At 70.4% G+C, this 24,521-nt stretch carries 19 protein-coding genes; 9 read left to right on the top strand and 10 right to left on the bottom strand.

Going from position 1 to position 24,521, the window contains the following annotated elements; all coding sequences use genetic code 11:
• Positions 1–33 precede the first annotated feature (33 nt).
• From glgX to PcP3B5_RS13330, 7 genes are all read left to right on the top strand, one after another.
• Positions 34–2,172: a glycogen debranching protein GlgX gene (glgX, locus tag PcP3B5_RS13360; protein WP_061561539.1), complete on the top strand. Its 2,139-nt coding sequence runs from the start codon at positions 34–36 to the stop codon at positions 2,170–2,172.
• Between the two features lie 634 nt (positions 2,173–2,806).
• Positions 2,807–3,220 (top strand): CBS domain-containing protein, encoded by a 414-nt coding sequence (locus PcP3B5_RS13355; protein WP_058072360.1) that lies wholly within the window; start codon positions 2,807–2,809, stop codon positions 3,218–3,220.
• A 59-nt stretch (positions 3,221–3,279) separates the two neighbouring features.
• Complete coding sequence (locus tag PcP3B5_RS13350) at positions 3,280–4,500, top strand: zinc-dependent alcohol dehydrogenase (protein WP_061561538.1); 1,221 nt, start codon at positions 3,280–3,282, stop codon at positions 4,498–4,500.
• Positions 4,501–4,504: 4 nt separating this feature from the next.
• Complete coding sequence (locus tag PcP3B5_RS13345; RefSeq protein WP_061561537.1) at positions 4,505–5,428, top strand: DUF72 domain-containing protein; 924 nt, start codon at positions 4,505–4,507, stop codon at positions 5,426–5,428.
• A complete protein-coding gene (locus PcP3B5_RS13340; RefSeq protein WP_061561536.1) occupies positions 5,425–6,204 on the top strand; it encodes an endonuclease/exonuclease/phosphatase family protein in 780 nt (259 codons plus the stop codon). The genes PcP3B5_RS13345 and PcP3B5_RS13340 overlap by 4 nt, the downstream gene beginning before the upstream one ends.
• A complete protein-coding gene (gene clsB, locus PcP3B5_RS13335) occupies positions 6,201–7,409 on the top strand; it encodes a cardiolipin synthase ClsB (protein WP_061561535.1) in 1,209 nt (402 codons plus the stop codon). Before PcP3B5_RS13340 ends, clsB begins: the two co-directional genes overlap by 4 nt.
• Positions 7,406–8,386 carry a lysylphosphatidylglycerol synthase domain-containing protein gene (locus tag PcP3B5_RS13330; RefSeq protein ID WP_061561534.1) on the top strand — a complete coding sequence of 327 codons (981 nt, stop codon included), beginning with the start codon at positions 7,406–7,408 and terminating at the stop codon, positions 8,384–8,386. Before clsB ends, PcP3B5_RS13330 begins: the two co-directional genes overlap by 4 nt.
• A 445-nt stretch (positions 8,387–8,831) precedes the next feature.
• Here the strand turns inward: PcP3B5_RS13330 and PcP3B5_RS13325 are convergent, their stop codons facing one another.
• The 7 genes from PcP3B5_RS13325 to PcP3B5_RS13295 all read right to left on the bottom strand — a co-directional run bounded on the left by PcP3B5_RS13325 (position 8,832) and on the right by PcP3B5_RS13295 (position 19,740).
• Positions 8,832–9,935: an IS110 family RNA-guided transposase gene (locus tag PcP3B5_RS13325; protein ID WP_061561533.1), complete on the bottom strand. Its 1,104-nt coding sequence runs from the start codon at positions 9,933–9,935 to the stop codon at positions 8,832–8,834.
• Positions 9,936–10,474: 539 nt separating this feature from the next.
• A complete protein-coding gene (glgB, locus tag PcP3B5_RS13320) occupies positions 10,475–12,667 on the bottom strand; it encodes a 1,4-alpha-glucan branching protein GlgB (RefSeq protein ID WP_058072366.1) in 2,193 nt (730 codons plus the stop codon).
• Positions 12,664–15,990, bottom strand: coding sequence for a maltose alpha-D-glucosyltransferase (treS, locus tag PcP3B5_RS13315; protein WP_061561532.1), 3,327 nt, complete (start codon positions 15,988–15,990; stop codon positions 12,664–12,666). Before treS ends, glgB begins: the two co-directional genes overlap by 4 nt.
• A 10-nt stretch (positions 15,991–16,000) precedes the next feature.
• On the bottom strand, positions 16,001–17,983 hold the full coding sequence (locus PcP3B5_RS13310; protein WP_061561531.1) for an alpha-1,4-glucan--maltose-1-phosphate maltosyltransferase: 1,983 nt from the start codon (positions 17,981–17,983) through the stop codon (positions 16,001–16,003).
• A gap of 115 nt (positions 17,984–18,098) precedes the next feature.
• Positions 18,099–18,974 carry a non-homologous end joining protein Ku gene (ku, locus tag PcP3B5_RS13305; protein WP_061561530.1) on the bottom strand — a complete coding sequence of 292 codons (876 nt, stop codon included), beginning with the start codon at positions 18,972–18,974 and terminating at the stop codon, positions 18,099–18,101.
• Between the two features lie 9 nt (positions 18,975–18,983).
• Positions 18,984–19,226, bottom strand: coding sequence for a hypothetical protein (locus tag PcP3B5_RS13300; protein ID WP_043266441.1), 243 nt, complete (start codon positions 19,224–19,226; stop codon positions 18,984–18,986).
• Positions 19,216–19,740: an MgtC/SapB family protein gene (locus PcP3B5_RS13295; RefSeq protein WP_061561529.1), complete on the bottom strand. Its 525-nt coding sequence runs from the start codon at positions 19,738–19,740 to the stop codon at positions 19,216–19,218. The genes PcP3B5_RS13300 and PcP3B5_RS13295 overlap by 11 nt, the downstream gene beginning before the upstream one ends.
• 167 nt (positions 19,741–19,907) lie before the next feature.
• On the opposite strand from PcP3B5_RS13295, the gene PcP3B5_RS13290 reads away from it, so the two are divergent.
• Positions 19,908–20,312: a hypothetical protein gene (locus tag PcP3B5_RS13290; protein ID WP_043266444.1), complete on the top strand. Its 405-nt coding sequence runs from the start codon at positions 19,908–19,910 to the stop codon at positions 20,310–20,312.
• Positions 20,313–20,315: 3 nt separating this feature from the next.
• On the opposite strand, the gene PcP3B5_RS13285 is transcribed toward PcP3B5_RS13290, so the two are convergent.
• Positions 20,316–22,775 carry a glycogen/starch/alpha-glucan phosphorylase gene (locus tag PcP3B5_RS13285; protein WP_043266453.1) on the bottom strand — a complete coding sequence of 820 codons (2,460 nt, stop codon included), beginning with the start codon at positions 22,773–22,775 and terminating at the stop codon, positions 20,316–20,318.
• 199 nt (positions 22,776–22,974) lie between these two features.
• Between PcP3B5_RS13285 and PcP3B5_RS13280 the strand changes: the two genes are divergently transcribed.
• Complete coding sequence (locus PcP3B5_RS13280) at positions 22,975–23,349, top strand: Rho termination factor N-terminal domain-containing protein (RefSeq protein ID WP_043266456.1); 375 nt, start codon at positions 22,975–22,977, stop codon at positions 23,347–23,349.
• A gap of 42 nt (positions 23,350–23,391) precedes the next feature.
• On the opposite strand, the gene PcP3B5_RS13275 is transcribed toward PcP3B5_RS13280, so the two are convergent.
• Complete coding sequence (locus tag PcP3B5_RS13275) at positions 23,392–24,243, bottom strand: SDR family oxidoreductase (protein WP_043266458.1); 852 nt, start codon at positions 24,241–24,243, stop codon at positions 23,392–23,394.
• Between the two features lie 40 nt (positions 24,244–24,283).
• Complete coding sequence (locus PcP3B5_RS13270) at positions 24,284–24,460, bottom strand: metallothionein (RefSeq protein ID WP_009619813.1); 177 nt, start codon at positions 24,458–24,460, stop codon at positions 24,284–24,286.
• Positions 24,461–24,521: the final 61 nt, after the last annotated feature.

Genomic DNA, 24,521 nt, shown 5'->3' with positions numbered 1-24,521 from the left:
GCCCCGAACCACCGGCCAGCAGAGGAAACCCCCATGAGCAAACGCTCGCACTCGCGAGTCATCGAGGGCCGCCCCTTCCCCCTGGGCGCCACCTGGGACGGCCTGGGCGTCAACTTCGCCCTGTTCTCGGCCCATGCCACCCGCGTCGAACTGTGCCTGTTCGACGCCACCGGCAAGCGCGAACTGGAACGCATCGAGCTGCCCGAGTACAGCGACGAGATCTGGCACGGCTACCTGCCCGACGCCCACCCCGGGCAGATCTACGGCTACCGCGTGCACGGCCCCTTCGAACCGGACGCCGGGCACCGCTTCAACCCCAACAAGCTGCTGATCGACCCCTACGCCCGCCAACTGGTGGGCCAGCTGCGCTGGTCCGAGGCGCTGTTCGGCTACACCATCGGCTCGGCCGACGCCGACCTGAGCTTCGACACCCGCGACAGCGCGCCCTTCGTGCCCAGGTGCAAGGTCATCGACCCGGCCTTCACCTGGGGCGAGCAGCAGTTCACCCGCATCCCCTGGGACGAGACGCTGATCTACGAGGCGCACCTGCGCGGCATCAGCATGCGCCACCCGGCGGTGCCCGAGCGCCTGCGCGGCACCTGCGCCGGGCTGATGAACGCCGAGCTGCTCGGGCACCTGCGCCACCTGGGCATCAGCAGCCTGGAGCTGCTGCCGGTGCACGGCTTCGTCGACGACAAGCACCTGCTGGAAAAGGGCATGAGCAACTACTGGGGCTACAACAGCATCGCCTTCTTCGCGCCCCACGCCCGCTACCTGGCCAGCGGCCATGTCAACGAGTTCAAGGAAATGGTCGCGCACCTGCACGACGCCGGCATCGAGCTGATCCTCGACGTGGTCTACAACCACACCGCCGAGGGCAACGAACTGGGCCCGACGCTGAGCATGCGCGGCATCGACAACGTCTCCTACTATCGCCTGCAGGCCGACGACCGGCGCTACTACGTCAACGACTCCGGCACCGGCAACACCCTCGACCTCAGCCACCCCTGCGTGCTGCAGATGGTCACCGACTCGCTGCGCTACTGGGCCACGGAAATGCGCGTGGACGGCTTCCGCTTCGACCTGGCCTCCATCCTCGGCCGCTACGCCGAAGGCTTCGACGAGCGCCACAGCTTCCTGGTGGCCTGCCGCCAGGACCCGGTGCTCAGCCACCGCAAGCTGATCGCCGAACCCTGGGACTGCGGCCCCGGCGGCTACCAGGTGGGCCGCTTCCCGCCCGGCTGGGTGGAGTGGAACGACCGCTTCCGCGACACCGTGCGCAGCTACTGGCGCGGCGACGAGGGCCAGCTGCCGGACCTGGCGCGGCGCCTCACCGCCTCCGGCGACCTGTACAACCACCGCGGCCGGCGGCCCTACGCCTCGGTCAACTTCATCACCGCCCACGACGGCTTCACCCTGCGCGACGTGGTGTCCTACGACCGCAAGCACAACGAGGCCAACGGCGAGGACAACCGCGACGGCCACGACGACAACCGCTCCTGGAACCACGGCGAGGAAGGCCCCACGGGCGATCCGGCGATCCGCCAGCTGCGCCTGCGGCAGATGTGCAACCTGATGGCCACCCTGCTGCTGTCCCAGGGCACCCCCATGCTGCTGGCCGGCGACGAGTTCAGCCGCACCCAGCAGGGCAACAACAACGTCTACTGCCAGGACAACGAACTGGGCTGGATCGACTGGAACCTCGACGACGAGGGCCGCCAGCTGCTGGCCTTTACCCGCTACCTGATCCGCCTGCGGCGGCGCTACCCGATCCTGCGCCGCGGGCGCTTCCTGGTCGGCGAGTACAACGCCGAGCTGGGGGTGAAGGACGTGACCTGGCTGGCCCCCGACGGCCGCGAGATGACCCAGGAGGACTGGGAGACGCCCCAGGCCCGCTGCCTGGGCATGCTCCTCGACGGCCGCGCGCAGCCCACCGGCATCCGCCGCAGCGGGGCCGATGCCACCCTGCTGCTGTTGCTCAATGCCCACCATGAGGCGTTGCAGTTCCAGCTGCCCGGCGTGGCTCAGGGGCGCGACTGGCAGTGCCTGCTGGACACCATGGCCGATCCGCCGGCGCTGGACGACGGGCTGGTGCACGGGTTCGATGCGGCCTTCGAGATGGGGCCGCGGTCGTTGGCGTTGTTCGTGTTGCGCAAGGATGGGGATGGCTGAAGGAGCCGCGAGGGCAGCCCGGAGCGCGCGGAAACGAAAGCTTCGGGTTCGGATCCGGAGCGCCCTGTGGCCAAGGCCAGGCGGCGGATAACCGCGAACGGTTATGCGCCCTACGATCACCGGCTGACGCTGCGTTATCCAGCCACGCCGAACGGCCCCCTCTCCCTCCGGGAGAGGGCTGGGGTGAGGGTGCTCTTGACCCCGGCACCTACCTCCCCGGCAAACACACCCGTAGGATGGGTTGAGCGAAGCGATACCCATCACCACGGCTTCGTAGAGCGAACGCCGCCTGCGATTGGCCTCCTGGTCCAGCCCGGAGCGCGCGGAAACGGAAGCTTCGGGTTCGGATCCGGCGCGCCCTATGGCCAAGGCCAGGCGGCGGATAACCGCGAACGGTTATGCGCCCTACGATCACCGGCTGACGCTGCATTATTCAGCTACGCCGAACGGCCCCCTCTCCCTCCGGGAGAGGGCTGGGGTGAGGGCAACGGACTCCGCCCCCACTCCACCGCCAGCCCCACACTCCCCTCCCCAAACAATCCATGAAATCCGCCTGAACGGTGCCCCCACCGCCCAGTCGGAAGCTATAGGCGTCCGCGAAGGCGCCCCAACCGCAACCGCTACGGAGGACAGCATGAAAATCAGCGAAATCATGACGCGCAACGTCCAGACCACCGCCCCTGACACCCCGCTGCACCAGGCGGCCGCGGCCATGGCGCGGATCGACAGCGGCGCGCTGCTGGTCAACGACGGCGACCGCCTGGTGGGCATGGTCACCGACCGCGACATCGTCATCCGCGCGGTGGCCGCCGGCCTGGGCGTGGATACCCCGGTGGCGCGGGTGATGAGCGGCGACATCCACTACTGCTTCGAGGACGAGGACGTGCAGCACGTGGCCAGCAACATGGCGCAGATCCAGATGCGCCGGCTGCCGGTGCTCAGCCGCGAGAAGCGCCTGGTGGGCGTGGTCTCCCTCGGCAACATCGCCGCCTGCCGCGATGCCAAGGCCAGCGACACCGTGCTGCGCGGCGTGGCCCAGGCCCACTGAGCTTCCCCTGGCCACGGCGCCGCCCGGGCCGTGGCCGGCCGGATAGCGGGGAGAACGACATGAAAGCTGTGGTATTCCACGACGTCGGCGACATCCGCCTGGACGAGGTCCCGGAGCCGACGCTGCGCCAGCCCAACGACGCCATCGTGCGCCTCACCGCCTCGGCGATCTGCGGCACCGACCTGCACTTCGTGCGCGGCAGCGTGGGCGGCATGAAGCCCGGCACCATCCTCGGCCACGAGGGCGTGGGCATAGTCGAGGAGCTGGGCGACGAGGTGCGCAACCTGCAGGTGGGCGACCGGGTGGTGATCCCCTCCACCATCGCCTGCGGCAACTGCGTATACTGCCGCGCCGGCTACTACGCCCAGTGCGACCTCGCCAACCCCGGCGGCCAGCGCGCCGGCACCGCCTTCTTCGGCGGCCCCGAGGCCAACGGCGCCTTCCACGGGCTGCAGGCCGAGAAGGCGCGCATCCCCTACGCCAACATCGGGCTGATCCGCCTGCCCTCGCAGATCGGCGACGACCAGGCGATCCTGCTCTCGGACATCTTCCCCACCGGCTGGTTCGGCGCCGAGCTGGCCGAGGTGGGCATCGGCGACACCGTGGCGGTGTTCGGCTGCGGCCCGGTGGGCCAGTTCGCCATCGCCAGCGCGCTGCTCAAGGGCGCCTCGCGGGTGTTCGCCGTCGACCGCCACCCCGACCGCCTGCACATGGCCCGCCAGCAGGGCGCGGAGGTCATCGACTTCGAACGCGAGGACCCGGTGCAGGCGCTGCTCTGGCTCACCGACGGCATCGGCGTGGACCGCGCCATCGACGCCGTCGGGGTGGACGCCGAGCGCAGCCACGGCGAAGTCACCCCGGCCCCCGGCGCAGGCCACGAGATGCCCTGGACGCCGGGCAACGCGCCGGCCCAGGTACTCGACTGGGCGGTGGCCGGGCTGGCCAAGGCCGGCACCCTGGGCATCATCGGCGTGTACGGGCCGGACTCGCGGACCTTCCCCATCGGCATCGCGATGAACCGCAACCTGACGCTGAAGATGGGCAACTGCCACCACCGCAAGTACATCCCGCAGCTGATCGAACTGGTGCTCAGCGGGCGCATCGACCCGGCCAAGGTGCTCACCCAGGTCAAGCCCATCAGCGACGCCATCGCCGCCTTCGAGGCCTTCGACCAGCGCCAGACCGGCTGGGTGAAGGTGGAGCTGCAGCCGCAGCGCCAACATGCCGCCGAGGGCGACGAGGAACACGTCCGCCCGCCGGCGCCGCCCGCCGCGGAGTGACGCCATGGGTACGGACGGCCTGTACATCGGTATTTCCGGCTGGCGCTACGTTCCCTGGCGCGGCGAGTTCTACCCCAGGGGCCTGCCCCAGCGCGAGGAGCTGCGCTACGCCGCCCATGCCTTCGCCAGCATCGAGCTGAACGGCTCCTTCTACGGCCTGCAGACGCCCGGCCGCTACCGCCAGTGGAAGGCGCAGACGCCCGCGGGCTTTCGCTTCAGCGTCAAGGGCCCGCGCTTCGTCACCCACCTGCGGCGCCTGCGCGAGCCGCAGCAGGGGCTGGCCAACTTCTTCGCCTCCGGCCCGCTGGAGCTGGACGACAAGCTCGGCGCCTTCCTCTGGCAGTTGCCGCCCAGCCTGGCCTACGATGGCGAGCTGCTGGAGGCCTTCCTCGCCCTGCTGCCGCGCGACAGCCATGCGGCGGCCGAACTGGCCGGTTCGGCGGACGCGCGCCTGCGCCACGAGGCGCCTTCGCCGGGCCGGCGCTTCGCCCTGCGCCATGCCCTGGAGGTGCGCCACAAGAGCTTCTGCAGCGCCGAGTTCACCGACCAGTTGCGCCGGCACGGCGTGGCCCTGGTGATGGCCGACGCGCCCTCGAAGTGGCCCTACGCCGAGGACCTCACCGCCCCGGATTTCACCTACCTGCGCCTGCACGGCGCCGAGCAGCTGTACGCCAGCGGCTATGGCGAGGCGGCGCTGCGCCGCTGGAGCGAGCGCATCCGCCTGTGGCGCAACGGCCTGCAGCCCGCCGATGCCGAGCTGATCGACGCGGACAAGCGCGGCGACCGCCGGCACCGCGAGCTGTACTGCTATTTCGACAACGACATCAAGGTGCGCGCGCCCTTCGATGCCTTCCGCCTCATGCAGCTGCTCGACGTGCGCCTGCCGCAGCAGCAGGTGCCGGGCGAACCGGCGGAGGGCTGGACATGAACCAGCCGGCCAACACCGGCGCCGGCCCGGCGCTGGCCAGCGGCCCGTCGCTGCGGGTGCTGACGGTGAACACCCACAAGGGCTTCAACGCCTTCAACCGCCGCTTCATCCTCCACGAACTGCGCGAGGCGGTGCGCAGCACCGCGGCCGAGCTGGTGTTCCTCCAGGAGGTACATGGCGAGCACCAGTTGCACGCCGGGCGCCACCCCGGCTGGCCGGCCAAGCCGCACTACGAGTTCCTTGCCGACAGCATGTGGCCGGCCTTCGCCTACGGGCGCAACGCAGTGTACCCCGAGGGCCACCACGGCAACGCCCTGCTCTCGCGCTACCCGATCCTCAGCCACGACAACCACGACATCTCCATCGCCGGCAACGAGGAGCGCGGCCTGCTGCACGCCTGCATCGACCTGCCGGGCAGCGCCCCGCTGCATGCCGTGTGCGTGCACCTGGGCCTGCGCGAGGCGCAGCGGCGGCAGCAACTGGCGCTGCTCTGCCGCCTGCTGGAAGGCTTCCCCGCCCAGGCGCCACTGATCGTCGCCGGCGACTTCAACGACTGGCGCTGCCAGGCCGGCGCCCTGCTCGCCGGTTGCGGGCTGGAGCCGGCCTTCGCCGACAAGGCCGGCGCGCCGCGCAGCTTCCCGGCGCGCTGGCCGCTGCTGCGCCTGGACCGCATCTACCTGCGCAACCTGCGGGTGCGCAGCAGTCAGGTGCTGGGCAGCCGCCCCTGGCCGCACCTGTCCGACCATCTGCCGCTGCTCGCCGAGGTGAGCCCATGAACGAGCGCTGGCACGCGGGCAACCGCATCGAACTGCTGGTCAATGGCGAGGCCTTCTACCCGCGGGTGTTCGAGGCCATCGCCCGGGCCCGGCGCGAGGTGCTGCTGGAAACCTTCATCATCTACGAGGACAAGGTCGGCCTGGCCCTGCGCCGGGCGCTGCTGGCGGCGGCCCGGCGCGGCGTGCGCGTCGAGCTGATCGTCGACGGCTACGGCACCGCCGACCTGGGCCGGGACTACGTGCGCAGCCTGCTGGAGGCCGGGGTGCGCCTGCACCTGTTCGACCCGCGCCCGCGCCTGCTGGGCCTGCGCACCAACCTGTTCCGCCGCCTGCACCGCAAGCTGCTGGTGGTGGACGGCAGCACCGCCTTCGTCGGCGGCATCAACTTCAGCGCCGACCACCTGGCCGACTTCGGCGCCATGGCCAAGCAGGACTACGCGGTGCAGGTGCAGGGCCCGGTGGCCCGGGACATCCGCCAGGCCAGCCTGGCCCTGCTGCACGAGTACGGCAGCGCGCCGGCTTGGGTGCCGCCCAGCCTGCCGCCGCTGGCCGGCCAGGCCCGCGCCTGCCTGGTGTTGCGCGACAACGGCCCGCGCAGCACGGCCATCGAGCAGCACTACCTGGCGGCGATCCAGGGCGCGCAGCGGCGGCTGACCATCGCCAACGCCTACTTCTTCCCCGGCTACCGCCTGCTGCGGGCGCTGCGCCAGGCCGCGCAGCGCGGGGTGAAGGTGCGCCTGATCCTCCAGGGCCTGCCGGACATGCCGCTGGTGCGCCTGTGCAGCAAGTTGCTCTACGACACCCTGCTGCGCGACGGCGTGGAGATCTACGAGTACTGCGACCGCCCGCTGCATGGCAAGGTGGCGGTGGCCGACGGGCGCTGGGCCACTGTGGGGTCGAGCAACCTGGACCCGCTGAGCCTGTCGCTGAACCTGGAAGGCAACCTGATGATCGATGACGCGCGCTTCGCCGACGAACTGCAGGCGCACCTGGACGCCCTGGCCCGCGACAACTGCCGGCGCATCACCCGCAAGGTGGCGCGCCGCGGCTACTGGTGGCGCGCGCCCCTGGTGTTCCTCAGCTTCCACTTCCTGCGGCATTTCCCGGCCATCGCCGGGCAGCTGCCGGCGCACCGCCAGCGCCTGCGCTCGCCGCGGGGCCTGGAAGGCGAACCGGCGGCGGACGCCCCGCGGGTGCGCCCATGAACGCCGCCGCGCCGCGGGAGAAGCACAAGCAGGCCTGGAAGCTGGCCCGGCGCGGCTTCTCCATCGCCCTGCTGGCGCTGCTGCCGGTGCTGCTGTTCCTGCTGATCCGCGCCACCGACTGGGGGGAAGTATTCCACCTGCTCAGCGAGTACCGCGCCACTACTCTGCTCCTGGGGTTGGGCATCAGCCTGGCCAGCTATGGCGTGTTCAGCAGCTTCGACGTGCTCAGCCGCTACTACATCGGCCACCCGCTGCCGGTGCGGCGGGTGTTCACCGTGGCCTTCGTGTGCAACGCCTTCAACCTCAACCTCAGCTCCTGGGTCGGCGGCGTGGCCCTGCGCTACCGGCTGTACGGCCGCCTGGGCATGAGCGCGGCGGACATCACCCGCATCCTCAGCTTCAGCCTGGTGACCAACTGGTACGGCTACCTGCTGCTGGCCGGCGCGCTGTTCGCCAGCGGCTACCCCGACCTGCCGGACGACTGGTCGGTGGGGCGCAACGGCCTGCGCCTGATCGGCGCGCTGCTGCTGGCCCTGGGCGTGGCCTACCCCCTGGCCTGCCGCTACGCCCGGCGCCGCGCCTGGGGTTGGCGGCAGTTCAGCCTGGCCCTGCCGAGCTGGCGCCTGGCGCTGCTGCAGGGCGCCATGGGGGCGGCCAACTGGTCGCTGATGGCGCTGCTGGTGAGCGTGCTGCTGCCGGACAAGGCCAGCTACACCGAGGTGCTGGCCACCCTGCTGATCAGCAGCATCGCCGGGGTGGCGCTGCACGTGCCGGCGGGCCTGGGCGTGCTGGAGGCGGTGTTCATCGCCATCCTCCACGACCACCTGGGCCGCGGGCCCCTGCTGGCGGCGCTGATCGGCTACCGGGTGCTGTACTTCCTGGTGCCGCTGTTCCTGGCCTGCCTGGTCTACCTGTGGCTGGAGCGCCGGGCACGCCGTCTGCGCCGCCGGCAACGGCGCCTGGCGCGGGCGGGTTGATGGGTATCGCTTCGCTCAACGCCATCCTACGAGGGCATGCCGTGCCTCGCGCAAACCTGTAGGAGCGGGCCCTGCCCGCGAATCGCGCGCAGGGCGCGCTCCTACAGGGGAATGGCGCAGGTGGCGCAGCGTAGCGGATCTTATCCGCGAACCGCGCCGGGACGTCCGGCTATCGCGGATGAATCCGCTCCTATGTATGGACTCACCCCCACCGTCAACCCGCTTTTGAACATGAAAACCCGACTGCATCTATGTATTAGGCCTGTTCGAGGAAGCCACGTCGGGCTTCTGGCCAACATTGGGTAAGCCCGCGGAATGCCGATTACAAAGAGGCCTCGAAGGCCGGTAGGAGCGTAGGCATCGATCCGCGACGGTCTGACCAGGGGTCAATGTTCTTCAGCAAGGGTTGGAGCGACTTGGCGCCCCGTTGGCGGGAACTCGTTGATCAGTGGCTCATTTCCATCTCCCGGCAAGCATTCGGCTTGCGCTGGTAGGTCTGTTCGCTGCACAGCAGCACCCAGGCGATACGCAGGTTGCGGTTGGCCAGTCGCACTGCCGCGCCCTTGCGCCCCAGGCGTTGTAGCCAGCGCTGCAGGCGCCGATCGTCCGGGTGTTCGGAATCGGGCCGCAGTTGCTTCAACACCGCATGCGAGCCCACGACCATCAGGCTGCGCACATAGGCGTCGCCACGTTTGGTCATCTTGCCCAGCCGTACCTTCTGCCCGCTGCTGTGCTGGTCGGGCACGATACCGAAGTAGGCAGCGAACTGACGCGCATTGGCGAAACGTTCCGGCTCGACCTGTTTGGCCAGCAAGGCCGTGGCCGTGATCGGACCGATACCACGTACCGTCATCAGCCGTTTCGCTGTCGGGTCGGCGGCGGCACAGGCTTCCAGACGCCCGGTCAGCGCGGCGATACGCTCGCCCAGCCGTTTCCATTCGTTCAGCATCTCGTCGATCAGCTCGCGCAGCAGAGCCGGCAACGGCTGGCGGGCGTCTTCCAGCACCCGGGTGACACCTTGCTTCAAGCCCACATCCCCCTGCGCCAGGGCGATACCCTGCTCCAGCAGCAGCCCGCGGATCTGATTACCCATGGCGGTGCGCCGCTGCACATAGCCCCGCCGGACACGGTGCCAGGCCTGCATCGCCAGTGCCGCGACGCTCTTCACCGGCACCGACGCGATACTGCTATCCCGGCCCGCCCGCAGAATGGCGTGGGCGTCATTGCGATCATTCTTCGCTCCGCTCCGGTGCTCGGCCACCCGCTGGGCCGGCAGGATACGCACCGGGTTGCCCTGCGCCTGCAGCAGCCGGGCCCAGGCTTGTGCTCCAGGGCCGGTATCCATCAGCACCGTCACGCCCTCCGGCAGCTTCTGCAGAAACACCTGAAACGCTTCACGCGACTTGATTCGCTGTTCGTATGCCAGTTGACCCAGGGCGTCTTCCCCCGCCACCTGGAAGACCTTTTTCGCCAGATCCACGGCGACTGTCGTGCACACCGATACATCGGTTGCAGACACCGGCTTATTCATCGTCGTATGCTTTTTCATGGATTCACCCTCACTGTCGGTGGCTTCTTAGACCGCCACCGTGGCGCCTCGACGCCTCGGTGAGGGTGAGTCCATCCAATTACAAGGGCATGCCGTGCCTCGCACAAACCCGTAGGAGCGGGCCCTGCCCGCGATTCGCGCGCAGGGCGCGCTCCTACAGGGGAATGGCGTGGGTGGCGCAGCGTAGGAGCGGATCTTATCCGCGAACCGCGCCGGAGCGTCCGGCTATCGCGGATGAATCCGCTCCTACAAGGGCATGCCGTGCCTCGCACAAACCCGTAGGAGCGGGCCCTGCCCGCGATTCGCGCGCAGGGCGCGCTCCTACAGGGGAATGGCGCAGGTGGCGCAGCGTAGGAGCGGATCTTATCCGCGAACCGCGCCGGGACGTCCGGCTATCGCGGATGAATCCGCTCCTACAAGGGCATGCCGTGCCTCGCGCAAACCTGTAGGAGCGGGCCCTGCCCGCGAATCGCGCGCAGGGCCCGCTCCTACAGGGGAATGGCGCAGGTGGCGCAGCGTAGGAGCGGATTCATCCGCGATTACGCCGGCAGGGCCGGCGCCGGCTCCAGGACCAGGCTGCCCAGCGGCGGCAGGTCCAGCAGCAGCGAGTACGGCTGGCCGTGGGACGGCTCCGGGAGTGTCTCGCAGCGCTCGCGGCTGCCGGCATCGGAGCCGGCATAGCAGGCGCCGTCGGAGTTCAGCCGCACCTGCCAGGCGCCCTGCAGCGGCACCCCTACCCGATAGCCTTCGCGCGGCAGCGGCGTGAAGTTGTGCACCACCAGCAGCGGCGAGCGCTCGCGGTCCAGGCGCAGCCAGGCGTAGACGCTGTTGCGCTGGTCGTCGCCGATCAGCCAGTGGAAGCCCTCGGGACTGTCGTCCAGCTGGTGCAGCGCCGGCAGTTCGCGGTATAGGCGGTTGAGGTCGCGCACCAGCGTCTGCACGCCCAGGTGCTCGGCGTAGCGCAGCAGGTACCAGTCCAACTGGTCGTCGTGGTCCCACTCGCGCCACTGGCCGAACTCGCAGCCCATGAACAGCAGCTTGCGCCCCGGGTGCGTCCACATCAGGCTCAGGTACAGGCGCAGGTTGGCGAACTGGCGCCAGCGGTCGCCGGGCATCTTGCCCAGCAGCGAGCCCTTGCCGTGCACCACCTCGTCGTGGGAGATGGGCAGGATGAAGCGCTCGGTGAAGGCGTAGAGCAGGCCGAAGGTCAGGCGGTGGTGGTGGTAGCCGCGGTACAATGGGTCCTCGCGGATGTAGGCCAGGGTGTCGTGCATCCAGCCCATGTTCCACTTGTGCGAGAAACCCAGCCCGCCCTCGGCCACCGGGCGGCTGACGCCGGGCCAGGCGGTGGATTCCTCGGCGATCACCAGGGCGTCGGGCACCTCGGCGGCGACCACCTCGTTGAGATGGCGGAGGAACTCGATGGCCTCCAGGTTCTCGCGCCCGCCGTGGCGGTTGGGGATCCACTCGCCTTCCTTGCGCGAGTAGTCGCGGTAGAGCATCGAGGCCACGGCGTCGACGCGCAGGCCGTCGACGTGGTACTCGCGCAGCCAGTGCAGCGCCGAGGCCAGCAGGAAGCCGTGCACCTCGGTGCGGCCGAGGTTGTAGATGTAGGTGTCCCAGTCCGGGTGGAAGCCCTCGAAAGGGTGCGCGTATTCGTACAGCGCCGTGCCGTCGAATTGTCCGAGGCCGTGCGCGTCGGTGGGAAAATGCGCCGGCACCCAGTCGAGGATGACGCCGATCCCGGCCTGGTGGCAGCGCTCGACGAAGGCGGCGAACTGCGCCGGGCTGCCATAGCGCGCGGTGGGGGCGAACAGCGACAGCGGCTGGTAGCCCCAGGAGCCGCCGAAGGGATGCTCCATGATCGGCATCAGCTCGACGTGGGTGAAGCCCATGTCCTGCAGGTAGGGGATCAGCCGCTCGGCCAGCTCGTCCCAGCTCGGCGGGCGGCCGTCGAGGGTCTGCCAGGAGCCGGCGTGCAGTTCGTAGATCGCCAGCGGGCTTTCCGCGCCCTGGCGGCTGCGCCGCTCGCTCATCCAGCGTTCGTCCCGCCAGTGCCGCGGCGCCGGGTCGGCCACCCGCGAGCCGGTGGCCGGCGGCCGTTCCGTGGCCAGCGCCACAGGGTCGGCCTTGAGCGGCAGCAGGCCGCCGGGGCCGAGGATTTCGTACTTGTAGATTTCCCCGGGTTGCAGGCGCGGCACGAACAGTTCCCACACGCCGCTGGGGTAGCGCAGGCGCATGGCGTGGCGGCGCCCGTCCCAGGCGTTGAAGTCGCCCACCACCGACACGCGCCGGGCATTGGGCGCCCACACGGCGAAGCGCACCCCGGCCACGCCGTCCACGCTCATGGCCTGGGCGCCGAAGCACTGGCCCAGGTGGCGGTGGTTGCCTTCGGCGAACAGGTACAGGTCGGTGTCGCCCAGCAGCGGGCCGAAGGCGTAGGGGTCCTCGGTGATCTGCTCGCCCTCGGGCCAGTGGATGCGCAGCAGGTAGGCCTGGCGCGCATCCAGGTGGGCGCTGAACAGGCCGCTGGCGTCCTGCTGCTGCATGGCCGCGAGGAATTCGCCCTCGCGGCCCAGCAGCTCGCAGGCGAAGGCCCCCGGCAGCCAGGCGCGCACGCGCCAGCCGTCGCCCTCCGGGTGCGGGCCGAGGAAGGCGAAGGGGTCGCCGTGCTCGGCCCGTTGCAGCCCTTGCAGGTGGTTGCGTTCGTCGTCTTGCGACGCTTGTGTCATGGCCTTCCTCCCAGCAGGTGGAGCGTCAGTTCCAGCATTCCCTGCAGCGGCACGGCGACCCAGTCGGGGCGGTGGCCGCTCTCGTAGACCACTTCGTAGGCCGCCTTCTCCAGGCTGAACAGCGCCAGGGCCGCGCCCTCCCCCTCGCGCCCGCGCCATTCGTGGGGCAGCCCGGCGGCGGCCAGGCGGTAGGCGTCGAGGAAGGCGTCGCGGGCGTCCGCGCGGTAGCGCTGGGCCAGGGCGCGGCGCACCCGCACCGCTTCTTCCGAGACGTCGGCGCTCTGCAGGCTGCGCTCGGCCATGGCGGCGGCGTAGTCGAAGGAACGCAGCACCCCGGCCACGTCCTTCATCGGGCTGTTCAGGGCCCGGCGTTCGGCCAGCGAGCGGTTGGGCTCGCCTTCGAAATCGATCAGGTAGGCGTCCTCCTGCACCACCAGCACCTGGCCCAGGTGCAGGTCGCCGTGCACGCGGATCATCAGGCCGCCCTCGGCCAGCCGCGCCAGGTTGCCCACCGCCAGCAGCAGCTCGTCGCGCAGCTCCAGCAGGCGGGCGGCCTGGGCGCGGCCGCGTTCGTCCAGCCCCGGGGCGTCTTCCAGCGCCCGCAGGGCCTGCTCGACCTGGGCGCCGACGCCCTCCTGCCAGGCGCGGCTATCGGCCGGGGCGCTGCGCCGCGGGGCGAAGTCCGGCTCGTCCGCGCCGTCGGCCAGCACCTGGTGCATCTCGCCCAGGCGCCGGCCGAGGGTGGCGGCGAAGCCGCGCAGCTCGTCCAGGGCATCGAATTCCGGAGGCTGCGCGGCGCCGGCGGCCAGGGCCTCGCGGATGGCCCGTTCGAGGTTGTTCTGCGTCCAGGTCCAGGCATCGCCCTGGTTGCTCAGGTAGCCCTGCAGCAGCATCAGGGTGTGCGTCTGCCCCTGCTCGTCCACCCGGCGCACCTCGCCCAGCAGCGGCGCGACGTTGGCAAAGCCGTGGCGGCTCAGGTAGGCGCCCATTTCCGCCTCCGGGTGCAAGCCGGGCGAGACGCGGCGCAGCACCTTGAGCAGCAGGCCGTCGCCGACCAGCGCCGAGGTGTTCGACTGGTCCGCGGCCAGCACCCGCACCGGGATGTCCTCGGCCAGTTCCAGCTCGGCCAGGCCGGGTTGCGGCAGGAACTGCACCTCGCCGCCGTCGCCGGCCAGGGTCGCGTTCTCGCGCAGCAGGCGCAGCACCACGCGGCTGAAGCGCGGCAGGCTCAGGGCGTCGGTCAGCAGGCCGACGCGGCGGCCGCGGCGCAGCCGGGCCAGGGCCAGTTGCTGCGGCAGGTCGTAGCCGCTGCTGCTTTTTTCCGGCGCCGCGGCCAGGGGCAACTGGTAGCGCTCGTGCAGTTCGCCATCGCGGTATTCCAGCTCCGCCAGCAGCGGCGCGGCGTCGCCCTCTTCCAGCGGCAGCGCGTAGAGCAGGCGCACGCTGCCGGCCTGCGCGAGGGCATGGGGGAACCAGCGTCGGCGCGGCAGGTAGCGCGGCAGCGAATCCTTCTCCAGCAGCTCGCGCGGGGCGCCGGCCATGATCTCTTCCAGGCGCTGGCCCAGCACCAGGGTCGGCAGTTCCGGCAGGCGTTCCTCCGGCTGGCGGTGCCAGCTGGGCATGCGCTGGGAGTCGGCCAGGTAGAACCAGTAGAAGCCGTAGGGCGGAAGGGTCAGCAGGTAGGTCAGCCGGCCGATCGGCGGGAAGGCCGCGCCGCCGAGCATTTCCAGCGGCACGCGGCCGTCGAACTCGGCCAGCTCCAGTTCCACCGCCTGGGCCGCGCCGGACAGGTTGGCTACGCACAGCAGGCTGTCCTCGCCCTCCTCGCCGCGGTACTGCCGCAGGTAGGCGAGGATGCGCCTGTTGCTCGGCGACAGCAGGGTCATGCTGCCGCGGCCGAAGGCCTTCTGCTGCTTGCGCACGGCGAGCATGCGCCGCGTCCAGTTGAGCAGCGAATGCGGGTCGCGCAGCTGCGCCTCGACGTTGACGCTCTGGTAGCCGTACAGCGGGTCGAGGATGGCCGGCAGCACCAGGCTCGCCGGGTCGGCGCGGGAGAAGCCGCCGTTGCGGTCCACCGACCATTGCATGGGGGTGCGCACGCCGTCGCGGTCGCCCAGGTAGATGTTGTCGCCCATGCCGATCTCGTCGCCGTAGTACAGCGTCGGCGTGCCGGGCATCGACAGCAGCAGGCTGTTGAGCAGCTCGATGCGCCGCCGGTCGCGCTCCACCAGCGGCGCCAGGCGCCGGCGGATGCCCAGGTTGATGCGCGCGCGGCGGTCGGCGGCGTAGTAGTTCCACAGGTAGTCGCGCTCGTCGTCGGTGACCATCTCCAGGGTCAGCTCGTCGTGGTTGCGCAGAAAGATCGCCCACTGGCAGTTGTCTGGGATGGCCGGGGTCTGGCGCAGGATGTCGCTGATGGGGAAGCGGTCTTCCTGGGCGATGGCCATGTACATGCGCGGCATCAGCGGGAAGTGGAAGGCCATGTGGCATTCGTCGCCGGGGCCGCCGTCGTCCATGCCGCCGAAGTACGGGCGGGTGTCCTCCGGCCACTGGTTAGCCTCGGCCAGCAGCATGCGGTCGGGGTAGTGGGCGTCCAGCTCGGCGCGGATGCGCTTGAGCACCGCGTGGGTTTCCGGCAGGTTCTCGCTGCTGGTGCCCTCGCGCTCGATCAGGTAGGGAATGGCGTCCAGGCGCAGGCCGTCCACGCCCAGGTCGAGCCAGAAGCGCATCACCCCCAGCACGGCGCGCAGCACCTGCGGGTTGTCGAAGTTCAGGTCCGGCTGATGCGAGTAGAAGCGGTGCCAGTAGTACTGCCCGGCCAGCGGGTCCCAGGTCCAGTTGGAGGTCTCGCTGTCGACGAAGATGATGCGGGTGCCGGCGTAGCGCTCGTCAGTGTCGGACCACACGTACCACTCCCGCGCCCGCGAGCCCTTCTTCGCCCGCCGCGCGCGCTGGAACCAGGGGTGCTGGTCGGAGGTGTGGTTGATCACCAGCTCGGTGATCACCCGCAGGCCGCGCGCATGGGCGGCGGCGATGAAGCGGCGCACGTCGGCCAGGCTGCCGTAGTCGGGGTGCACCCCACGGTACATGGCGATGTCGTAGCCGTCGTCGCGCCGCGGCGAGGGGTAGAACGGCAGCAGCCAGAGGGTGTTCACCCCCAGGTCGGCGATGTAGTCGAGCTTCTCGATCAGCCCGGGGAAGTCGCCGATGCCGTCGTTGTTGGCGTCGAAGAAGGACTTCACGTGCAACTGATAGATGACCGCGTCCTTGTACCAGAGCGGGTCGTGCAGGAAGGGACGGGGCTTTCTCAGGCGTCTGGCCATGGGCGGACTCCTAGCGGCGCTGCGGATGCAGGCGCCAGATGCCGAAGGGAAGGTGCCAGGGCTCGATGCGCATCCGTTGGCGTTTGCCGTACCAGGTCCACTGGTGGCCGTTCATCAGGTCCTCGCCGCCCATGGCGGCGTCGTCCGCCAGGCCGAACTCCCACAGCGGCAGCTCGAAGTCGGCCTCCTGGGCGTTGTCCGGGTCCAGGCACACGGCGACCAGCACGAAGTTGGCCAGGTCCGCGGTGCGCTTGCCGAAATAGAGAATGTTGTCGTTCCAGGCGTTGTAGGCCTGGAAGCCGAGGTGGCTGTGCAGCGCCGGGTTCTCGCGGCGGATGCGGTTGAGCCGGGTGATCTCGCCGACGATGTTGCCCGGCGCGCGGTAGTCGCGCTGGCGCAGCTGGTACTTCTCGGAGTCGGCGTATTCCTCGCGCCCGGGGATGGCCGCGGCCTCGCACAGCTCGAAGCCCGAATACATCCCCCACAGCCCCGAGCCGGTGGCCGCCAGCACGGCGCGGATGAGAAAGCCCGCGCGCCCGCTGCGCTGCAGGAAGAAGGGGTTGATGTCCGGGGTGTTGACGAAGAAGTTGGGCCGGTAGCAGTCGCGCCAGGGCGGCTGGTTCAGCTCGGCGAAGTATTCCTGCAATTCCTGCTTGGTGTTGCGCCAGGTGAAGTAGGTGTAGCTCTGGCTGAAGCCGAGCTTGCCCAGGCGCGCCATCATCGCCGGGCGGGTGAAGGCCTCGGCCAGGAAGATCACCTCGGGGTGCAGGTGGCGCACCTCGGCGATCAGCCATTCCCAGAACGGCAGCGGCTTGGTGTGCGGGTTGTCGACGCGGAACAGCGTCACGCCCTGGGCCACCCAGCCCAGCACCACCTCCAGCAGCGCCAGCCACAGCGAGGGCACGGCATCGGCGGCGTAGAAATCGACGTTGACGATGTCCTCGTACTTCTTCGGCGGGTTCTCGGCATGGCGGATGCTGCCGTCGGCGCGCCAGCTGAACCAGCCGGGGTGCCGGCGCAGCCAGGGGTGGTCCGGCGAGCACTGGATGGCGAAGTCCAGGGCCACCTCCAGGCCGTGGGCGCGGGCGTCGGCCACCAGCGCACGGAAGTCCTCCAGGCTGCCCAGCTGCGGGTGCACGGCCTCGTGGCCGCCCTCCTCGGCGCCGATGGCGTAGGGGCTGCCGGGGTCGTCCGGGCCGGCCTGCAGGCTGTTGTTGGGGCCCTTGCGGTGGGTGCGGCCGATGGGGTGGATGGGCGGGAAATACAGCACGTCGAAGCCCATGGCGGCGATTTCCGCCAGGCGCCGGCGCACGTCCTCGAAGCGCCCATGCACGCCCGGCTGCGCGCCCTCCGAGCGCGGGAACAGCTCGTACCAGCTGGCGAAGCCGGCCAGCGGCCGCTCCACCTCCAGGCTCAGCAGCGGGCTGCGCACGCGGTGCAGGCGCGGCTCCACTCGTTGCATCAGTTCCAGGGTGGCCGGGGCCAGCAGCAGGGCCACGCGGCCGTCGCGGGCCTGCTCGGCGGCGAGCTGGCCCAGCAGGGCGTCCAGTTGCGCGGCCGGCTCGCCCTGGGCGCCCTGCCGCGCCTCGCGCAGCAGTTGCTCGCCCTCGCTGAGTTCCAGGTCCACGGCCTGGCCGGCGGCGTACTTCTTCTCCAGGTCGTGACGGAAGCTGGCGTAGCGGTCCAGCCAGGCCTGGATGACGAACTGGATGCGCCCCTCGTGGGGCGGCAGCAGCTCGGCCCGCCACAGGTCGTTGCCCTGCCAGACCAGCGGCAGGCTGCGCCAGACCTCTTCCGGCTCCAGGCGCCAGGTCACTTCGGCGCCCAGTTGCTCGTGGCCGTCCATGAAGATGCGCGCGCTGACCGGGCAGCCCCGGCCGGCGATGGCCTTGGCGGCGAAGCGCCCGCCCTCGACCTGGGGCTCGATGCCCTCGATGGCGATGCGCGGCGCCTTGGCCGCGGCGCTGGCGCGCCCCTGCAGGTCCGGATTCATCGCTGCGCCCTCCTCGCCAGGCGATCGCATGTTCGTCGTCGGCCGCAACCTGCGGCCCCATGCTTTCCGAGGCCGGGCCCGCCGGCAAGTTCAGACTTTTCGCCGGCGGGCCGGCTCAGCGCGGGGCGCGCCGCCGGCCGATGCTCTTGCGCGGCGCCGGCGCCTCTCCGGCCTTGCCCCTGGGCGCCGCTTTGCCGCCGCCCCCGGCGTTGCCGCGCAGGCTGCGCCGCAGCAGGTCGGTGAGGTCGATGATGTCGGCGCCCTCCCCGGTTTCCGGCGCCTCGGCGCCGGGCACTTCCTCCAGTTGGCCCTTGGCGGCCTTCTGCTCGACCAGGGCGTGGATCTCGTCGCTGAAGCTGTCCTTGAAGGCCGCGTCGTCCCAGGCCTGGCTCATGTCTTCCACCAGGCGCGTGGCCATCTCGCGCTCGCGCTTGTCCAGGTCGACGTCGTCCAGCTCCAGGCCCAGTTCGTCCACCGAGCGCACCTCGCCCGGCCAGCGCAGCGTCATCAGCAGCAGCGCCTCGCCGTCGGCCAGCAGCGCCGCCAGGTGCTGGCGGCTGTGCAGCACCAGCTGGCACACCGCGACCTTGCCGCTGCGCGCGAGGGTCTCGCGCAGCAGCACGTAGACCTTCTCGCCGCGCCGCTCGGGGCTCAGGTAGTAGGGCGAGTCGAAGTACGCCAGGGGAATCTCGCCGCGTTCGACGAAGCGCAGGATGTCGATGGTCTGGGTGGCCCGTGGGCGCGCCGCGCGGATTTCCGCCTCGCTGAGCACCACGTAGCGGCCCTTCTCGTATTCCACGCCTTTGACTATCTGCTCCTTGGGCACCTCCTTGCCGGTCACCTTGTTCACCCGCTTGTAGCCCACCGGCTCCAGGCTGCGGGCGTCCAGCCAGTCGAAGTCGGTGCCGCCGGAGCGGCTGGCGCTGTTCAGCCCCACGGGGATGTGCACCAGGCCGAAACTGATCGCGCCCTTCCAGATCACGCGCGCCATGCATGCCTCCTACAGTGAGATGCCGTCGTCGAAGCGGACGCGGCCGTCCGCCGAAATGTCGCGGATGCGCGCCAGCATGCGCCGGGCCGCGTCCTCGGCCTGGGCCTCGTTGCGGCTGCCGGGGGCGAACACCCAGAGCACCTGCACCGCCGCGCCCTCGCGCTTGGGCTGGTATTCGATCAGCCCGACGTAGGCGCCGCCGCTGCGCATGGCGTCGGTCCAGGCGCTGCTGCCGCTGAATTCACGGAACATGCCGCTGCTCCGCTGTCTCGGCTGGCTTGCGCGGCGCCCGCGGCCGCTCGAACAGGCGCGGCAGGCTGTGCAGCACCAGCAGCGCCAGCAGGGTGCCGAGCACCGCGGTGGCGGAATGGCCGCGGCCCACGCAGATGCCGATGGCGGTGCTCAGCCACAGCCCCGCCGCCGTGGTCAGCCCCTTCACCCGCGCGGTGTCGGCGCCGCCCTTGAGGATGGTGCCGGCGCAGAGGAAGCCGATGCCCGCGGCGATGCCCTGGATCACCCGGCTGATGGCGTCGTCGCCGGCGCCGCCCTCGCTCATGGCCATGACGAAGAGCGCGGCGCCCAGGGTGACCAACATGTGCGTGCGCAGCCCGGCGGCCTTGCCCTGGGCCTCGCGCTCGTAGCCCAGCAGGCCGCCGAGCAGCGCGGCGAGCGCCAGGCGGAAGCAGGCGCGGGTGATCTGCTCCAGCTCGCGCAGGTCGGAAAACTCCGCCAGCAGGGCTGCGGCGATGCGCGACAGTGTTTCCATGGGCTTCTCCGCGAAGGGCCGTTGCAGGTGCAGACTGCCGCGCCGGCCGATGGTTTGAACGATTTCCCCGGCGGTAGCGCCGGCACTACCGCCCGGCGGATCGTCCGCGCATTCGCCCGCCGCGCCTGTCCAACCCCGGCAAGCGTCGAACACCAAAGGAATGCGCCATGAACAGCCGCGACGACACCGACTTCGCCCAGGCCTACGAACAGGCCCTGACCGAAGTGGCCCTGCCCGCCTTCGCCGCCGCCGGCGAGTACGCCCGCGCCCACGGCCTGCTCTGCCACGTGGGCCTGCACCGTGGCGCCGGCGGGCTCTCCGAGCTGGGCCTGCACGCCCGCCGCCCCGGCGAGGGCCTGGACTGCCGCTGCCTGATCAGCGCCGAACCGCAGAGCGCCAGCCTGGTGCACGAGAACCACTACGGCGGGCGCAGCGAGCCGGAGCGCATCGTCGGCCCGCTGGCCTCGCTCAACCGCATGGTGCTGGACACCCGCCTGCAGGCCTTCTTCCAGACCGGCTTCGGCCTCAGCCCGGACTACCTGGCGCGCCGCCACGGCGGCGGCTTCTGGTAGGCCCTAGGCGCCGCCCAGCGGCACCTTCCAGATGTCCTCGGCGTACTCGCGGATGGTGCGGTCGGAAGAGAACCAGCCGACCCGCGCGGTGTTCAGCACCGCCGCCCGCCACCAGCGCGCCGGCTCGCGCCACAGCGCCTCGACGCGTTCCTGGGCCTGCCAGTAGGCCTCGAAGTCGGCGCAGAGCATGAACCTGTCGTCGTGGCGCAGCCCCTCCACCAGGGCCGTGTAGCGGTTGGCGTCGTCCGGCGAGAACACCCCCGAGCCGATGGCCTTCAGGGCTTCCTGCAGGCGCGGCGAGGCGGCGATCTCGCCGGCCATGGACAGCTCGCCGGCGTGCTTGCGGGCCTCCACCTGCTGGGCGGTGAGGCCGAAGATGAACAGGTTCTCCAGGCCGATGCGCTCGGACATCTCGACGTTGGCGCCGTCCAGGGTGCCGATGGTCAGCGCGCCGTTCAAGGCGAACTTCATGTTGCTGGTGCCCGAGGCCTCCAGGCCCGCGGTGGAAATCTGCTCGGACAGGTCCGCCGCCGGGATGATGGCCTCGGCCAGGCTGACGTTGTAGTTGGGGATGAACACCACCTTGAGCAGGCCGCGCACGGTGGGGTCGTCGTTGACGATGCGGGCGACGTCGTTGGCCAGCTTGATGATCAGCTTGGCCTGGTGGTAGCTGGGCGCGGCCTTGCCGGCGAAGATCTTCACCCGCGGCACCCGCGGGGTGGCCGGGTCGTTGCGGATGTCCTGGTACAGCGCCACGGCGTGCAGCAGGTTGAGCAACTGGCGCTTGTACTCGTGGATGCGCTTGACCTGCACGTCGAACAGCGCCTCGACGTCCAGGCGGATGCCCAGGCGCTCCTCCACCAGCCGCGCCAGGCGCGCCTTGTTGTGCCGCCGCTGCTGGGCGAAGCCGCGCTGCACCGCGGCGTCGCCGGCGTGGGCCTCCAGGGCGCGCAGGCGCGTCTCGGGGTCGTCGAGCAGCTCGCGCCCGAGGAACTCGCAGAGCAGCCCGGTCAGCTCCGGGTTGGTCTGGAACAGCCAGCGGCGGAAGGTCACGCCGTTGGTCTTGTTGCTGATGCGCCCCGGGTACAGGCGGTGCAGGTCGCGGAACACCGTCTCGCGCATCAGCTCGGTGTGCAGCGCGGAGACGCCGTTGACGCTGTGCGAGCCGAGGAACGCCAGGTTGCCCATGCGCACCCGCCGGCCGTTGTCCTCCTCGATCAGCGACACCGCGCGCAGCAGGGCGAAGTCGTGGATGTCCTTGGCGCGCAGCGCGTCGATGTGGAAGGCGTTGATCAGGTAGATGATCTGCATGTGCCGCGGCAGCATGCGCTCCATCAGCCCCACCGGCCAGGACTCCAGGGCCTCGGGCAGCAGCGTGTGGTTGGTGTAGGACAGCGTCGCCACGGTCAGCTCCCAGGCCTGCTCCCACTGCAGGTAATGGTCGTCCAGCAGCAGGCGCATCAGTTCGGCCACGGCGATGGCCGGGTGGGTGTCGTTGAGCTGGATGGCCACCCGCGCCGGCAAGCTGGCCAGCGCCAGGCCCTGGCCCAGGTGGCGCTGCAGCAGGTCCTGCAGCGAGGCGCTGACGAAGAAGTATTCCTGGCGCAGGCGCAGCTCCTGGCCGGCCTCGGTGCTGTCCGCCGGGTAGAGCACCCGCGAGATGCTCTCGGCGCGCGCCGTGTCGGCCACCGCGCCGAGGTGGTCGCCGGCGTTGAAGCGGTCGAGCTTGAGGGTTTCCTCGCCGCGGGCGCGCCACAGGCGCAGGGTGTTCACCCCGGCCCGCCGCCAGCCGACGATGGGCATGTCGTAGGCCACCGCGCGCAGGCGCTCCATGGGTTCCCAGTGCTGCCGCGCGCTGCCGTCGCCGCCGTCGATGGCGTACACGCTGCCGCCGAAGCCGATGCTGATGCTGCATTCCGGGCGCTCGAACTCCCAGGGGTTGCCGAAGTCCAGCCAGGTCTCCGGCTGCTCCTGCTGCCAGCCGTCGGCGATGCTCTGGCGGAACAGCCCGTGCTCGTAGCGGATGCCATAGCCGTAGGCGGGGATGTCGAGGGTCGCCATGCTCTCCATGAAGCACGCCGCCAGGCGGCCCAGGCCGCCGTTGCCCAGGGCCGCGTCGGGCTCGGCCAGGCGCACCTGCTCCAGGTCTACGCCCAGTTGCAGCAGGGCCTCGCGGGCGATCTCCAGCAGGCCGAGGTTGCTCAGGTTGTCGATCAGCAGGCGGCCGATGAGGAACTCCAGCGACAGGTAGTAGACGCGCTTGCGCTGGCCGCGGTCGATGCTGCGGCTGGCCTCGTCCCAGCCGTCGACGATGTAGCGCCGCGCGGCCAGCGCCACGGCCTCGAACCAGTCGTGGGCGTAGGCGTCGGCGGCGTCCTTGCCGACGTCGTAGCGCAGTCGCGTCAGCACTTCCTGCTTGAAGGTTTCCACCTGTTCGGGAACGGGGGTGCTGGAGCCGTGCATGGCGTGTTCTCCGTGGTTCGCCTTGGGAAAAGGGCGGCGCCGGCGGCCGCCTCGTGTATCTAGGCCCGGTGCGCCGGCCAGAGTTCAGGTGTTTTCCCCGCCCGGGGCGGCCGTCCGTCCGAATCGCTGAACACCGCCCGGCGCCGCGGCCTCTCCCGAACGAACCCCGCAGTGAAGCGGCCGCGAAAGGAGAAGAGCGATGCCCCGAGGCAGCAAAGACAAGTACACCGACAAGCAGAAGCGCAAGGCCGAACATATCGAGGAAAGCTACGAGGAGCGTGGCGTGTCCAGGGACGAGGCCGAAGCGCGGGCCTGGGCCACCGTCAACAAGCAGTCCGGCGGCGGCGAGCGAGCCGGCGGCTCGGGCCAGAAGAAGAGCCCAACGGCCAAGGCCGAATCGCGGCGTTCCTCGGCGCGCCGCGCGGTGGCCACCAAGCACGGCGTGCCGCGCCCCGGCCAGCGCCTGGAGGCGATGAACAAGCAGGAGCTGCTGGAGCGCGCGCGCCGGCAGAACATCCGCGGACGCTCGTCCATGCGCAAGCAGGAGCTGATCGAGGCCTTGCGCAAGGCCTGATCCCTGGCCCCTGGCGCTGCATTGCGCCAGGGGCCGGGCGTCTCAGCCGTTGACCACGGTTCCGCCGTTGACGTGCAGCACCTGGCCGCTCATATACGAGGAGTCGGAACAGGCCAGGTAGACGTAGGCCGGGGCCAGCTCGTCGGGCTGGCCGGGGCGCCCCATCGGCGTGTTGCTGCCGAACTTCGCCACCTCCTCGGCGCTGAAGGTCGAGGGGATCAGCGGCGTCCAGATCGGCCCCGGGGCTACGGCGTTCACCCGGATGCCGCGCTGCACCAGGTTCAGCGCCAGGGAACGGGTGAAGGAAGTGATGGCGCCCTTGGTCGAGGAATAGTCGATCAGCCTGGGGTTGCCCTTGTAGGCGGTGATCGAGGTGGTGTTGACGATGGCCGCGCCCTCGCCCATCAGCGGCAGCAGCGCCTTGGTCAGCTGGAACATGCCGAAGATGTTGGTGCGGAAGGTGCGCTCCCACTGTTCCTCGCTGATGTCTTCGAGGGAGTCGGCCGGGTGCTGTTCGCCGGCGTTGTTCACCAGCACGTCCAGCCTGCCCCAGCGTTCCTTCAGGCGCCGCGCCACCTCGGCGCAGAAACCGGCATCGGCGACGTCGCCGGCCAGTTCCAGGCAGTGCCGGCCGCAGGCCTCGATCAACTGGCAGGTCTTGGTCGCGTCCTCGGTTTCCTCCAGGTACAGCAGCATTACGTCGGCGCCCTCGCGGGCGAAGGTCAGCGCCACGGCGCGGCCGATGCCGCTGTCGCCGCCGGTGACCACCGCCACCTTGCCCTCCAGCTTGCCGGCGGCGCGGTAGCTTTCCGAGGCGAACTCCGGCGGCGGCTGCATGATCTCCTCGCGGCCGGGCTGCCGGTCCTGGTGCTGGGGCGGTAGTTTCTCGCTCATGGTGGCTGTCCTCCGGTGCGTGGGTCGGTAGCGCGGGCCGTCAGCCGCGCGGCGGCAGGGTCTCGCCGCAATGGCAGTGCGGGTCCTGGCAGTGCTTCTCGCCATCGGGATGGCCGTCCGCGCAGGCCTGGCAGCAATAGGCGCGGCCGTCGGCGAACACGGCCGCCGCGCCCAGGCTGCATTGGCAGCCGGGGCAGGCGCAGGGTTGGTCGCTCATGGCAGGTCTCCTCCGCTTCGTGGCGCGGGGCCGCAGCCCCGCCGGTCACAGGGTTCGGCCG

Origin of the sequence: Pseudomonas citronellolis, from assembly GCF_001586155.1 — a bacterium.
Lineage (GTDB): Bacteria > Pseudomonadota > Gammaproteobacteria > Pseudomonadales > Pseudomonadaceae > Pseudomonas > Pseudomonas citronellolis.
Note: the sequence above shows the minus strand (reverse complement) of the source record. Positions and strands in the feature narration are given on the sequence as shown.